Here is a 14,144-nt window from a genome sequence, read left to right as displayed (position 1 = left end):
GTGAAACCGACCACGCCGTCGGACGGGACGAGCCTGTGACTGCCGACCCGAAGGCCACCGAATACGACAACTCCTCACTGTCCGGCGAGGACGAGGGCTACCACAAGGGGCTGAAACCGCGACAGCTCCAAATGATCGCGATCGGCGGTGCGATCGGCACCGGGCTCTTCCTCGGCGCGGGCGGCAGGCTCGCCAGCGCAGGCCCGGCGCTGTTTCTCGTTTACGCGTTCTGCGGCGTCTTCGTCTTCCTCATCCTGCGTGCGCTGGGTGAGCTCGTCCTGCACCGCCCGTCATCGGGATCGTTCGTGTCCTACGCACGCGAATTCCTCGGCGAGAAGGCCGCCTTCGTCGCCGGCTGGATGTACTTCCTGAACTGGGCGATGACGGCGATCGTCGATTCGACGGCCATCGCCACCTATTTCCACTTCTGGAAGGCGTTCGCCCCGATCCCGCAGTGGCTCATCGCCCTGGTCGCGCTGGCGATCGTGTTGGGGATGAACATGATCTCGGTGAAGGTGTTCGGCGAGCTAGAGTTCTGGGCCGCGCTGATCAAGGTGATCGCGTTGGTGACGTTCCTGGTCGCAGGCACGATCTTCCTGGCCGGTCGCTATGACATCCAGGGGCAGGCGACGGGCTTCAGCGTGATCAGCGACAACGGCGGATTGTTCCCGACCGGACTGTTCCCCGTGGTCATCGTCACCTCCGGCGTGGTCTTCGCCTACGCCGCGGTCGAGCTCGTCGGCACGGCGGCGGGTGAGACGGCGAACCCGGAGAAGATCATGCCCCGGGCGATCAACTCCGTCATCGCCAGGATCGCGCTGTTCTACGTCGGCTCCGTCTTCCTGCTGGGGCTGCTGCTGCCGTACACCGCCTACAAGTCGGGTGAGAGCCCCTTCGTCACCTTCTTCTCGAAGATCGGCGTCGACGGTGCAGGCACCATCATGAACATCGTGGTCTTGACGGCCGCGTTCTCCAGTCTCAACGCGGGGCTGTACTCGACGGGTCGGATCCTGCGATCGATGGCGATGAACGGCAGCGCGCCAAAGTTCACCTCACTGATGAACAAGCGGGGGGTGCCGTATGGCGGCATCTGCCTGACGGCGCTGATCGGGTTGTTCGGCGTGCTGCTCAACGGCGTGGTACCGGAAGAGGCGTTCGAGATCGTGCTCAACGTGGCTGCCCTCGGCATCATCGCGTCCTGGGGCACCATCGTCGTCTGCCAGATCCAGCTCTACCGCTGGTCGAAGAAGGGGATCCTGGAGCGGCCGTCGTTCCGGCTGTGGGGCACCCCGTGGACGGGTTATCTGACGTTGGCGTTCCTGCTCGGGGTGCTGGTGCTGATGGCGTTCGACCCGCCGATCGGCACGTGGACCGTTGCCTCGTTGATCCTGATCGTTCCGGCCCTGATCGCGGGCTGGTTCGCCGTCCGGGGACGCGTGCTGGCGGTCGCCAGGGAGAGGGAGGGCTTCACCGGCCAGTTCCCCGTGGTCGCGAACCGGCCGCCGCCCCGTGAGAAGCCATGAGGGGTTGGGTAGTAGACAACTTTTCATAGTTGTCGTGTCCGGGCCGGGAACGGGGGTACTCTCGCGCCATGACGGCTCGACCGGACACCCGGTACCCCGGCCCCACCCTCACCACGCGCGTCCGCTGGTTGCTGACGGCAGGGCCCGCGGACTACCTGCTGGCCGCGAGCGTGGCCGCCGCGTCGCTGCCGGTGATCGGCAAGCACCTCGAACCGCTCGGCGGGGCGACGGCGATGAGCATCTGGGGAGTGCGGCACACACCGGACTTCGTCGGCGCCGCCGTCAAGTCCTGGTTCACGCCGGGCATCGGTGAGGTCAAGAGGCAACAGCGCGACGCCACCAACGCCGTCACCGAGGCCGCCCTGCAAGGCCTGGTGCCCGCCGAGGACCTCGACATCACCTGGCCAGCCCCGGAGCGGACGCCGCCGGTGTGGAAGGCCCTCGAGCACCGGCGCAACATCTATCGGACGTCAGTTCGCTACGGCGACAGTCCATCTCAGCTGATGGACGTCTGGCGGCCCGAGGAGTTGCCCAATCAGCCCGCTCCGGTGCTGCTGTTCGTGCCCGGGGGTGCCTGGGTGCACGGCAGCCGGCTGTTGCAGGGCTACGCGCTGATGTCGCACCTGGCCGAGATGGGCTGGGTGTGTCTGTCGATCGACTATCGCGTCGCGCCCAATCATCGCTGGCCCCAACACATCACCGACGTCAAGACGGCCATCGCGTGGGCACGGGCCAACGTCGACAAGTTCGGTGGCGACCGCAACTTCGTCGCACTTGCCGGCTGCTCGGCCGGGGGTCACCTGGCCGCGCTGGCAGGGCTGAGCGCGGGTGATCCCGAACTCCAGGCCCACCTCCCCGAGGGTACGGATACCTCGGTGGACGCCGTCGTCGGCATCTACGGGCGCTACGACTGGGAGGACCGCTCCACCGTCGAGCGGGCCCGCTTCGTCGACTTCCTGGAACGGGTCGTCGTGAAGCGCAAGATCGCCAAGCACCCGGACGTCTTCCGGAAGGCGTCGCCGATCGCGAGGACCCGTCCCGACGCCCCGCCCTTCCTGGTCGTCCACGGCAGCGCCGACACCGTGATACCCGTGCAGCAGGCCCGTGACTTCGTGGCGAAGCTGCGGTCGGCGTCGCGGTCGGTCGTCGGCTATGTCGAGTTGCCCGGCGCCGGGCATGCCTTCGACATGATCGACGGGGCCCGCACCGGCTCGATGGCCACGGCAATCGGCTTGTTCCTCAACGAAGTTCACCGAAACCAGACCGTGGTGGGAACGCAGCAGGTTATATAGCCGCGTGAAGAGGCTCAGCGGCTGGGACGCGGTACTGCTGTACAGCGAAACGCCGAGCGTGCACATGCACACCCTCAAACTGGCCGTCATCGCACTCGACGACCTCAAGGGCCGTCACTTCGGCGTCGACGAGTTCCGGCAGGTGATCCACGGCAGGCTCTACAAGCTCGACCCGTTCCGGTACGAGTTGGTCGACATCCCGCTCAAGTTTCACCATCCGATGTGGCGGGAGAACTGCGAGGTCGACCTCGAATACCACATCCGCCCCTACCGGGTGGACAGCCCTGGCGGCAGACGCGAACTCGACAAGGCGGTCGGTGAGATCGCCAGCACCGCGCTCGACCGCAGCAGGCCGCTGTGGGAGATGTACTTCATCGAGGGTCTCGCCGACGGCAGGATCGCCGTGCTCGGCAAGATCCATCACGCGCTGGCCGACGGGGTGGCCTCGGCCAATTTGATGGCACGCGGCATGGATCTGCAGGCGGGCCCGGCCGACCGTGATTCGTACGCAACCGATCCCGCGCCGACGCGCGGCGCATTGGTACGTTCGGCGTTCGGCGATCACCTCCGTCAGATCGGCAGGTTGCCCGGCGTCATCCGCTACACCGCCCAGGGCATGGGGCGGGTGCGCAGGAGTTCGCGCAAGCTCGGGCCCGAGCTGACGAGGCCGTTTACCCCGCCGCCCAGCTTCATGAATCACATGGTCGATTCGACGCGAAGGTTCGCCACCGCCACGCTCGCGCTCGCCGACGTCAAGGAGACCGGCAAGCAGCTGGGAGCCACGATCAACGACATGGTGTTGGCCATCTCGGCCGGTGCGCTGCGGCAGCTTCTGCTGAAGTACGACGGCAACGCCGACCATCCGCTGTTGGCTTCCGTGCCAGTGAGTTTCGACTTCTCGCGTGATCGCATCTCCGGCAATTACTTCACCGGCGTGATGATGGTGCTGCCCGTCGAACTCGACGATCCCCTCGAGCGCGTCAGGGCCGTGCACGACGCGGCGACGTCGGCCAAGGAGACTCACCACCTGATGGGGCCGGAACTGGTGAGCCGGTGGTCGGCGTACTTTCCGCCCGCACCCGCCGAGGCGCTGTTCCGGTGGCTAGCCAACAAGGACGGGCAGAACAAGGTGCTGAACCTGCCGATCTCCAACGTGCCAGGGCCGCGGGAACACGGCAGGGTGGGCGGTGCACTGGTCACCGAGATCTACTCGGTGGGCCCGCTCACCACCGGCAGCGGGCTGAACATCACGGTGTGGAGCTACGTCGATCAGCTGAACATCTCGGTGCTGTCCGACGGCGCGACGCTGAAGGATCCACACGAGCTGACCACGGCCATGATCGATGCCTTCGTCGAAATTCGGCGTGCCGCTGGACTATCCGGTGAGCTGACTGTGGTCGAGAATGCGATGGCGCCGTAGGCGTTGCCGCCGGTTCCCGAGTCGGTGGGCGACTCGATGGCCGCGGGTTGCGACACGGTCACGGAAGCGTATCCATTCAGGCATCAACTGTCCCAGCAACCACACCGATCACTATCGTCACAGTTGCCAAACTGTTGACGTCGATGCGACGTCCCGCCCTGGAAGGTGTGACATGTCGCCGCGTCCCCGAATCGTGCCCGTTTCGTTGGCGCTTGCCGCCGCGATCGGACTCGTCGCGGTGATCGGCGTCGCACCCCCGGCAGGCGCCGAGCCGTGCCAGGGTGCCGCAGGCGCGGCGCAACCGCTACCGAATCAGGCGTTCCAGATTCCGAGCCCGTCGGGCATCGCACCGTTCGACCGTCCCATCGGGCACAAGCCCGTCGGTGCCAACGAGTCGGCACCACTGCCGAAACTAGGTCTGCTTCCCGCGCTCCTCAAGGCGCTCACACCCGCGCCGGTGCGTCAGCAGGCCGCCGTCGTGCCCACGCCCAATCCCGCGGGCGCGGCCGCCCCGGCGCCACCCGTCGCCGCTCCGCCCGCGCAGGCCGCAGCCCCGGCGCCCGCGGCGTCGACCGCGCCGCCGGGCACGTCGATCGTCGGATGGGTCACTGGCCCCGATAGCCCGAATCAGACCATTCAGCGCTTCGCCATCACCGGCACCGATCTCGGAATCATGTGGGACAACGGCGATCCCGCCAACAATCAGGTGCTGATGGCCTTCGGCGACACCAACGGCTATTGCGGCATCCCTGGCAAGCAGTGGCGCTACAACGCGTTGTTCCGCACCCAGGACAGGTCGCTGTCGAAGACCGTCGCCGTGACCGACGGGGTGGTCGGCAACAAGTACTCGGGCGCACCGGTGTGGCGGCCTGGCATCGCCAAGCAGATCATCAACACCATCGGACAGGCACCGTCGGAGACGGGAATCATTCCCACCGCGGGCGTCGCCGTCGGGGGTAAGCAGTTCGTCAACTTCATGTCGATCAGGGACTGGAACAGCCCGGGCTCTTGGTCGACGAACTTCTCGGCCATCGCCATGTCCCCCGACAACGGCGAGACCTGGGGCGTCTACCCCGGGACCATGCGCACCCCGGGTGCGGGCAACGAGAACTTCCAGATGGGCGCGTTCCTCAAGCCGGGCCCAGGCGACCCCTACCTGTACACGTTCGGCACCCCGAACGGACGCGGCGGCGCGGCCTACGTGGCCAGGGTGTCCCCAGGGCTGATTCCGGACCTGACGAAGTACGAGTACTGGAACGCCGACAGCCAGGCTTGGGTGCCCGGCAATCCGGCGGCCGCGACGCCCGTCATTCCCGGCCCCGTTGGCGAGATGTCGGCTCAGTACAACACTTATCTCCAGCAGTACCTGGTGCTCTACTGCAACGGACCCAACGACGTCGTGATGAGGACGGCACCCGCGCCGCAGGGGCCGTGGGGTCCCGAGCGAATGCTCGCCACGTCGGCGGAGATCCCCGGCGGCATCTACGCGCCATACCTCCACCCGTGGTCGACGGGCAAGGAGCTGTACTACAACCTGTCGCTGTGGTCTGCCTACAACGTGATGCTGATGAAGACGGTGTTGCCCTAACCGGCCTTGGCCCTCACCCAGTCCAGGAAGTGAGCGACGGCCGTCGCCGTGAAGTGCCCGTGCGGTGAGCCGAAGAAGTCAAAGGCGTGCTGCGCGTGCGGAATCTCGGCGTAGACCACCGGGTTTCCCGACACCTCCTTGAGCGCCTCGGCGAACGCCCGACCCTCCTGCACGGGGATGATCGAGTCGTCGGTGCCGTGCAGCACGAAGAACGGCGGCGCATCCGAGCGCACCTTCGTGATCGGCGATGCGTCGCGGTACACCTGCCGATGGTCGCGGAAGCGCCGCTTGACGATGTAGCGCTGCAGGATCGCGATGAACTCGGGCCGTCCGGATCCGTCGCGGGTGAACCAGTCGTAGCGGCCGTAGATCGGCACCGCAGCCACGACCGAGGTGTCGGCGTCCTCGAAACCCGGTTGCCAGTGCGGGTCGTTCGGCGTCAGCGCAGCCAGTGCCGTCAGGTGCCCACCGGCGGAACCACCGGTGATCGCCACGAAGTCGGGATCCCCGCCGTACTCGGCGATGTTCTCCTTCACCCATGCCAGCGCGCGTTTGACGTCGACGATGTGGGCGGGCCACGTATTGCGGGGACTCACCCGGTAGGCCATCGACACGCAGATCCAGCCGCGTTCGGCGAGTTCGCTCATCAGGGGGTAGGCCTGCGGGCGACGCATGCCGATCGCCCACGCGCCACCGGGCACCTGCAGCAGCACCGGGGCACGCCCGTCGCGGGGCAAATCGGCGCTGCGCCATACGTCGGCGACGTTCTGCCGATGCGGGCCGTAGCGCACGACGCTGGTCTTCTGTACGTACCGGCGCCTGCTCCACGACGTGCGAAGCAGACCGTGCGGCCTGCGGCGGCGTTCCTCGGCGGCGACGGCGGCGTAGTCGTCGCCGAGGGTGTCACGCAACGGCGCCTCGAAGCTCTCCTGCGACCGGGCGCTGCGGCGGTAGACGTAGCCGAGGGTACCCCAGGAGATCACCGTGAGCCCCAACGCAATTCGGCCTTGTCGTCCGGCGAAGTCACCCCGCAGCCCCCGACGCAGCGCATCGAGCATCGACGCTCCGGCCACGACCGGGGCCGCTTCGCTGGTCGGCCAGCCCAGGAAGAACACCGGCAGTGTGACGTATCCCTCGCGGCCGAGCGGCTGGACGGCGTTGGCCGCATTGAGGAGCTCCGCCGTGGCGCGCAGCAGGGGATGTCCGCGCAGCAGGGGATGTTTACGTCGCATTGCCATCCGTTTCGAGAAGGGCCTGGAGATCACGTCGGAGGATCTTGCCAGTGCTGCCGCGCGGCAGTTCCGCGAGCACCGTAATGGCGCGGGGGACCTTGTAGTTGGCCAGGTTCTCGCGGACGTGTTCCTTCAACGTGTCCGGGCCTGCGGTGGCGCCGTCACCGAGCACGACGAAGGCCACCAGGCGCTGGCCGTACTGCGGATCCTCGACCCCTAGGACGGCGGCCTCGGCGACCTCCGGGTGGGCGGCCAGAACCCGCTCCACCTCGATGGGGTAGACGTTCTCGCCACCGGAGACGATCATCTCGTCGTCGCGGCCCACCACGAACAGCCTGCCAGAGGGGTCGAGGTAGCCGACGTCGCCACTGGACATGTAGTCGTGGTGAAAGTCCTTGCCGCTGCCCGAGGTATAGCCGTCGAACTGCGTCGAGTTGCGGACGAAGATGGTGCCCGTCGCACCGGCGGGTAGTTCGTTTCGGTCACCGTCGAGGATGCGGACGTCGGTACCCTCGGCGGGCCTGCCCGCGGTGTCCGGTGCGGCGCGCAGGTCGGCGGGCGTCGCGGTGGCGATCATGCCCGCCTCGGTGGAGTTGTAGTTGTTGTAGACGACGTCGCCGAAGCGATCCATGAAGGCGGTCACGACGTCCGGCCGCATCCGGGACCCCGACGCGGCGGCGAACCGGAGCGAGCGCCCGCTGTAGCGGTCCAGCACGTCGTCGGGCAGGTCCATGATGCGGTCGAACATGACTGGGACGACGCACAATCCGGTGGCGTGGTGTCGATCGACCAGCTGGAGCGTTGCCTCGGGGTCGAACTTGCGGCGGGTCACGATCGTGCATGCCATGGACGCCGCGAACGCCAGTTGCGAGAATCCCCACGCGTGGAACATCGGTGCGACGACGACGGTGGTCTCCTCGGCGTGCCACGGCGTGCGGTCGAGGATGGCCTTCAGTGTCTCGGGACCGCCGCCGGAGTGCTTGGCGCCCTTCGGAGTTCCCGTCGTCCCCGAGGTCAGCAGGATGACCTTCGACTTGCCCGCGGCGCGGTGGGGCTGCCTGCCGTAGTGCTCGGAGATCATGGTCTCGACGGTGCGGTCTTCCCCTGGTCCGGTGTCGGTCCACGCGACGATCCGCACGGCGTCGGGACTGTCGGTCAAGGCCCGCTCGACGGTCGGGGTGAACTCCTCGTCGTAGACGATGGCAACGGACTTGCCCCGGCCCTCGCGTGAAACGACCTCGGCGAGTGCGGGTCCCGCGAACGAGGTGTTGAGCAGCAATACCTCGGCGCCGATGCGATTGGCGGCGATGAGTGATGCGACGAAGCCGCGGTGGTTGCGCGCCATGATCCCGATGACCTCGGGCGCACCGCCGGGCAATGCCTGCAGAGCCGCGGCGAACGCGTCGGCCCGCTGATCGACGTCGCGCCAAGTCAGCGTCCCCAGCTCGTCGACGAGGCCCGGCCGGTCCGGACAGCGTTGCGCTGCGCTGGCGAAACCCGAAGTGATGCCCATGTTCTCGCGGGCCATGGCGGCGGCGATGCGCAGATACTTGTCGGGCCGCAGAGGCGTGATCACCCCGGCGCGCGTCATCGTGGACACCAACCCGAACGTCGCGCCGAGTTGGTCGGTGAGTGCCACCGCGCTACCCCAGCACCGGAAGGCGTCGTTCCTTGGCCAATTCGTCGAGGGCCCTTTGCATCACGTGGCGCACGTGGGCATCGACCTCGTCGACGCACGCGTCCTCGCCGAACTGGGCGACGACGTCGATCGGCGGCAGCACGTGCGTCACGATCTTGGTCGGCAGCGGCACGTTGAGCGGGATGACCGCGGAAAGGCCGAACGGGAAGCCGATCGAGATGGGAAGGATCTTGACCCGCATCAGCTTGTCGAGGCGGACCGCCTTGGCGAGCCATTCGCCGCGCGACAGGAACAGCTGTGCCTCCTGCCCGCCGATCGACACCGACGGCACGATGGGGACGCCCGCGTTCAGTGCGGCCCGCACGTAGCCGGTGCGCCCGTCGAAGTCGATCCTGTTCTCGGCCAGCGTGGGACGGTACACGTCATAGTCACCGCCCGGGAAGACCACGACGACGCCGCCGGAGCGCAGAGCCTCCTCGGCGTTCGCGTGGCTGGCCGGGATGAAGCCGGTCTTGCGGAAGAAGTCGGCCGTCGGCCCGGTGAAGATGATGTCGTGGCTGAGCGTGTAGACCGGCCGGTCGAAGCCGAACTTCTCGTAGAAGCCGGTGGCGAACACGGGCACGTCCATCGGGAAGATCCCGCCCGAGTGATTGCCGACGACGAGTGCGCCGCCGCGCGGGAAGTCGTCGAGCCCACGCACCTCGGCGCGGTGGTAGCCCTTGATCAGGGGGCGGATCCAACCCATCACGCGTTCGGTGAGGCCGGGATCCCACTTGGTGACGGCGCTCGGCACGACTTCGGTGTGGTCGACGTCGGTCACGGGCCCCCCAAGACGGAATTGGAACGTGTTCTAGTTCCAGGGTACCGGGGGACTCTCCGGCAGGGAAATCCGCACCGGCTGCTAGATCGAGGCGATGAACTCCGACGTATAGAACTCCGCCGGGGTCTGCGAATTGCCCGACGGACGTTCGAGAACGACCCACGCTCCGGTCGCTCCATTGGCGATGGGGCCCGCGACGGTCGTGCTGCCTGCCCCGACGGCGTCGGTCTGCACCGACCCGGTGACGACGCCCCCCGCGCCCGCTGCGCAGCCCTGCGACGGCCTCGGAGTTTGGATGACGCGCACGTCGTAGCGCGTATTGGGCAGTGCGGTGAACACGTCGACGGTGGCGACGACGGTGCTGGGTCCCGCGGTGCCGACGTGGGCGACGGGCCGGGCATCGCCGACGGCGTGGACCCACTTGAGCTTGGTGAAGTCGCAGGCTCGCCAGTGGCTGGACAGGGGCATCGCCGAGCCCAACGTCGCCGTCTCGGCTGCGGCGGGGGCGGCCATCGTCGTTGACGACACCACTACCAGCGCCGCAGCGGCAACAAGTTTCGCCGACGTCAATTGAGTCATAGCTCACCATAGTGCCGGTCCCCGCGGGTACCACGCAGTTGTCCGGGTCACAGAAGTGGTGTGATCTGGACCAGACGCGCCCTTCAGTCGCAGCATGGAGCCATGACCAACACCACCGTGGACGTCGACCTGTCCGCGTATCGGGCGCGGATCGACTACCGCGGGCCCATGGATCCGACTCTCGCGGTGCTGGCCGACCTGATCGCGGCGCACAACCGGTCCATCCCCTTCGAGAACGTCGACCCGCTGTTCGGCGTGCCCGTCGACGATCTGACCGCCCCGGTCCTGGCCGACAAACTGCTCCACCGGCGCCGCGGGGGATATTGCTACGAGCACAACGGCCTACTGGGTTACGTGCTCGAGCAGATGGGCCTGCACGTCGAGCGGCTCGCAGGCCGGGTGGTGTGGATGCAACCGCCCGATGCCGCGTTGCCGGCCATGACGCACACCGTGCTTGCGGTGACGGGGCCCGAGCTGGACGGTCCGCACCTGGTGGACGTCGGATTCGGCGGCCAGACGCCGACCTCGCCCATCAGGGTGATCACCGACGTGGTGCAGGAGACTCGGCACGAGCCGTACCGTCTCGTCGAGCACGCCGAGGGGTTGGCGTTGGAAGCGCAGGTACGTGGACATTGGACGCCGCTCTACGCGTTCAGCACGCAGCCACGACCGCCGATCGACCTGGTGGTCGGCAGTTGGTACGTCTCCACCCATCCCTCATCGGGCTTCGTCACCGGACTCACGGCCGCCATGGTGACCGACGACGCGCGCTGGAATCTGCGCGGCCGGAACTTGGCGATCCACCGCGACGGTTCGACGGAGAAGATCCGCTTCGACACCGCGGCCGAGGTGATGGTGGCGCTCGACGAGACATTCGGCATCGATCTGAGCGACGTGGCCGATCCCGAGGTCGCGGAGGCCAGGATCACCCAGGTGCTCGACGCCTAGCTGCCGACCACCAGATCCCACGGATCGTCGGCGGCCAGTGCCCACCTGCCCAGCTTTCTGGCCTGTCTGCCGGTGCTGCCGAACTCGTCGGCCCAGCTGCGCGCCCGCATCGTGGCCAGCCAGAGCCGATGTTCTGCGGTGACACCGATGGCGCCGTGCAGCTGGTGCGCGATGGTGGTCACGGGACCGACGGCGCGGCCGACGGCCACCTTGGCGACAGTGACGGCGTAATCGGCTCTCGCGCTGTCGAACCCGTGATCGGCAGCTGCGGCGATCGCCAATGCCGTTGCGGCACGGCTCCTCTCGACCTCCCCAAGCAGCGCGGCCAACGAGTGTTGAACGGCCTGGAACTTGTGGAGCGAACGACCGAACTGGACCCGCTCGCGGGTGTGCGCCGTGGTCAGCTCGACGGCGGCGTCGAACGCTCCGACGATCTGCACGCATCGCGCCCAGGCGCCGCGCCGCAGCAATTCCTCACCGATGGCGCGCGGCAGTGGCACGACGTCGTCCGTCGACAGGTCGAACGCCAGCGCTGCGCGCGGCTCGCCTGCCAGGTTGTGCCCGTCGGTGCGGGCGTTCGCCACTAGCTTGGCGACGTAGGTGCCGTCGTCGGCGAGGACGGCCAGCAGGACGGCTCCCGCATCGGGCCACGGCACGTCCACGGCGGTTCCGGAGAGCCTGCCGCCGACCGGCTCGGCGTATCCGATGGCGACCGTCATCGGACCGTCGGCGGGTATCTCGATGTTCGCTTGACTCGCCAACCATGCTGCGAGAAGGTCGGTTTCGGCGATCGGCACGGCCGCCGCGTAGCGGGCCAGTCCGCCGAGGACGACGGCCGTCTCGACCGGCCCTGCGCCCTGATCGGTCAAGAGCCGGGTCAATCCGGACTGCTCCAACGTCCCCCACAGGGCGTCGTCGAACGCCTCGGGCAGGCCTCGGGGGCCGACCCGCGTGTCGAGCGATCGACGGCCGATGTCGTCGACCAGCCGGGTCAGCTCGTCGTCGCCCGCGGTCCTGATGTCCGCGGCCTTGGCCACGACGCCTCGCAAGACCTCGTTGGTGCCGCCGCGCAGCGTGAACAGAGGCGAATGCACGCGTGCGATGGCCAGAAGGGCTTGCAGCCGTGCCAGATCCGCGTCGACGACGAAGTCGAGCAGATCGGCGGCGATCTCGACGGACTCCTGCTCGAACTGCGTGCCGAGATCCTTGACGAGCGCCGCCATGGCGTTCGCGTCCTCGCCCGCGGTCAGTGCCCGCGCCACCGAGATCGACAGCTGGCGCAGGGAGACCATCCGCCCGATCAGGTCACCGATCTCGGTCGCGGTGCGATCGTCGACGTGGTGTCGGGCGAGGGCCTTGATAGTCGCGAAAAGCATTGTCGCAGTTGATAGAAACCGCTCCGGACCGCTTCGCTCGAAACCCAGCTCGGAGGTCACCTGATGCCACCCGTCGCCGATCTCGCCGAGAACGTCGGCGTCGGCGAGTGCGACGTCGTCGAACAGCACCTCGTTGAAGTGGTGTTCGCCGTTCATCAGCACGATGGGATCGATCGTCACGCCCGGCCGGTCGGTTGGGACGATGAACTGGCTGAAGCCCCCGTGCCGGTGGTCGGGGTCGAGTGGACTGGTGCGGGCCAGCACGACAACCTGATGGGCCAGGTGCGCGCCGCTGGTCCACACCTTGGAGCCGTTGAGTCGCCAGCCACCATCCGTGCGGGTCGCCCTGGTCTGGACGGCAGCCAGGTCCGATCCGGCGCCGTGCTCGCTCATGCCGATCGCGGAGTACAACCGGCCCTCGGCGATGCGCGGCAGGAGGCGGCGTCGCTGCTCCTCGGTGCCATAGGACAGGAGTGCGGGGGCCACCTGCCGGTCGGCGATCCAGTGCGCGCCAACCGGGGCGCCGTGCGCCAACAGTTCCTCCGTGACCACGTAGCGGTGCAGGTACCCCGTGCTGCCTGCCGGCGCCCGCCCTCCGTACTCGGCGGGGATGGTCAGGCCGACGAAGCCTGCCTCGGCGAGCCGGACGCTGAACTCGGTGTCCCAGCCGGACAACCAACAGTCCACTGCGGGTTGCCACCCGAACCGGTCCCGGTCGGACGTCAGAAAGTGCCTGACCGCCGAGCGCAGCTCGGCGAGTTCGGCATCATTGGCGCGCAGTGCATCGAATTCGCTCACTGCACGGCGAGTGTAGTGCGGCCGATGCGCAGGAATCGTCATGTCGCCGCGGTCGGCGCGCGACCATACTCAATCAGTGTGAGCCCGAAGCGACGAGACCGTCTCCGTGAGCTGCTCGACGCCGTCGTCGATTCCGACAACGCCGACGTCGCCGACATGGCGCGCAGCAGCTTCGCCTCGGAGTTCCACTTCTCCCGCCAGGTCAGTCGCCATGCGGGCGAACCACCCGCGGCCATCCGCCGTCGCGTCATGCTGGAGCGGGCCGCGTGGCGGCTCCAGCGCGGGGAACGGGTCGCGTCGGTAGCCGCCGACGAAGGATGGTCCTCACCCGAGGTGTTCTCGCGAGCCTTTCGCCGCGCGTACGGGGTTCCGCCGTCACAAGCCGACGACGTGCAATTCCGGTTGGCGGCGCCCAACGGCCTGCACTTCCATCCGCCGGAGTCGCTGTGGCTGGACAGCTCCGACGACGCCAAGAAGCCGGACGTCTCACAGCTGCTGGTCGCCCACGACGTCGCCGACACCACCGGCCTGATCGCCAAGGCCCGCGAACTGAGCGATGACCAATGGCGGGAGCGGCTTTCACCGGGCCAGGTCGTTCTCGACTGGGACGGGGAGGAGCCGAGCATCGGTGCGGTGCTCGATGCCGTCGTCTGGTCGAAGGAGGTGTGGCTCGCCAGTATCGAGGGCCGCGACCAGCCCCTGCGACCCGCCGTCCGGGCGGCCGCCCGACTCGCCGACGACCACGCGGTGGTCGCCGCCAGGTGGACCGCGATGATCCTCGATCACGCCGAGCGGGGTCGGTTGGGCGACACCGTGATCGACGCACTGTGCGACCCACCGGAGTCCTTTCAGCTGTACGGCATCGTCGCGCACGTCCTCACGTATTCGGCGCACCGGCGGGAACTGGCCAGGGCGATGCTCGCCCGCCA

The 14,144-nt window shown here is 67.8% G+C and carries 11 protein-coding genes and 1 pseudogene; 6 read left to right on the top strand and 6 right to left on the bottom strand.

Translation table 11 applies throughout. The features are described from left to right. Window positions 1-35: 35 nt before the first annotated feature. The 4 genes from ABW137_RS19565 (at window position 36) to ABW137_RS19550 (ending at window position 5,823) form a co-directional block, all read left to right on the top strand. A complete protein-coding gene (locus ABW137_RS19565) occupies window positions 36-1,523 on the top strand; it encodes an amino acid permease (protein ID WP_526402994.1) in 1,488 nt (495 codons plus the stop codon). Window positions 1,524-1,591: 68 nt separating this feature from the next. Then, window positions 1,592-2,815: an alpha/beta hydrolase gene (locus ABW137_RS19560; RefSeq protein WP_526402992.1), complete on the top strand. Its 1,224-nt coding sequence runs from the start codon at window positions 1,592-1,594 to the stop codon at window positions 2,813-2,815. 4 nt (window positions 2,816-2,819) lie between these two features. Beyond that, window positions 2,820-4,235: a WS/DGAT/MGAT family O-acyltransferase gene (locus ABW137_RS19555; protein WP_526402990.1), complete on the top strand. Its 1,416-nt coding sequence runs from the start codon at window positions 2,820-2,822 to the stop codon at window positions 4,233-4,235. Window positions 4,236-4,407: 172 nt separating this feature from the next. Further along, window positions 4,408-5,823: a DUF4185 domain-containing protein gene (locus ABW137_RS19550; protein ID WP_526402988.1), complete on the top strand. Its 1,416-nt coding sequence runs from the start codon at window positions 4,408-4,410 to the stop codon at window positions 5,821-5,823. Here ABW137_RS19550 and ABW137_RS19545 read toward each other — a convergent pair. The 4 genes from ABW137_RS19545 to ABW137_RS19530 all read right to left on the bottom strand — a co-directional run bounded on the left by ABW137_RS19545 (window position 5,820) and on the right by ABW137_RS19530 (window position 10,093). Continuing rightward, window positions 5,820-7,055 (bottom strand): alpha/beta hydrolase, encoded by a 1,236-nt coding sequence (locus ABW137_RS19545; RefSeq protein WP_526402986.1) that lies wholly within the window; start codon window positions 7,053-7,055, stop codon window positions 5,820-5,822. The two genes, ABW137_RS19550 and ABW137_RS19545, sit on opposite strands and share 4 nt — an antisense overlap. Continuing rightward, entirely contained in the window at window positions 7,045-8,694 is a 1,650-nt protein-coding gene (gene fadD12, locus ABW137_RS19540; RefSeq protein WP_526402984.1) for an acyl-CoA ligase FadD12, read from the bottom strand. Before fadD12 ends, ABW137_RS19545 begins: the two co-directional genes overlap by 11 nt. Before the next feature lie 4 nt (window positions 8,695-8,698). Continuing rightward, window positions 8,699-9,439 carry a 1-acyl-sn-glycerol-3-phosphate acyltransferase gene (locus ABW137_RS19535; RefSeq protein ID WP_526403064.1) on the bottom strand — a complete coding sequence of 247 codons (741 nt, stop codon included), beginning with the start codon at window positions 9,437-9,439 and terminating at the stop codon, window positions 8,699-8,701. Window positions 9,440-9,595: 156 nt separating this feature from the next. Further along, on the bottom strand, window positions 9,596-10,093 hold the full coding sequence (locus ABW137_RS19530; protein ID WP_526402982.1) for a hypothetical protein: 498 nt from the start codon (window positions 10,091-10,093) through the stop codon (window positions 9,596-9,598). Between the two features lie 102 nt (window positions 10,094-10,195). Here ABW137_RS19530 and ABW137_RS19525 point away from each other — a divergent pair, with 102 nt between their 5' ends. After that, window positions 10,196-11,041, top strand: coding sequence for an arylamine N-acetyltransferase family protein (locus ABW137_RS19525; RefSeq protein WP_526402980.1), 846 nt, complete (start codon window positions 10,196-10,198; stop codon window positions 11,039-11,041). Here the strand turns inward: ABW137_RS19525 and ABW137_RS19520 are convergent. Then, complete coding sequence (locus ABW137_RS19520) at window positions 11,038-12,078, bottom strand: acyl-CoA dehydrogenase family protein (protein ID WP_526403062.1); 1,041 nt, start codon at window positions 12,076-12,078, stop codon at window positions 11,038-11,040. The two genes, ABW137_RS19525 and ABW137_RS19520, sit on opposite strands and share 4 nt — an antisense overlap. Continuing rightward, window positions 12,055-13,215 (bottom strand): annotated as a pseudogene (locus ABW137_RS19515) (acyl-CoA dehydrogenase family protein); the annotation flags it as partial. The gene ABW137_RS19520 and the pseudogene ABW137_RS19515, both read right to left, overlap by 24 nt. 24 nt (window positions 13,216-13,239) lie before the next feature. Here ABW137_RS19515 and ABW137_RS19510 point away from each other — a divergent pair. After that, window positions 13,240-14,144: helix-turn-helix transcriptional regulator (locus tag ABW137_RS19510; RefSeq protein WP_526402978.1), on the top strand; the 905-nt coding region annotated here is incomplete at its 3' end.

It is taken from the genome of Mycobacterium sp., from assembly GCF_040509115.1.
Lineage (GTDB): Bacteria > Actinomycetota > Actinomycetes > Mycobacteriales > Mycobacteriaceae > Mycobacterium.
This window is presented reverse-complemented; position numbering and strand designations above follow the sequence as displayed.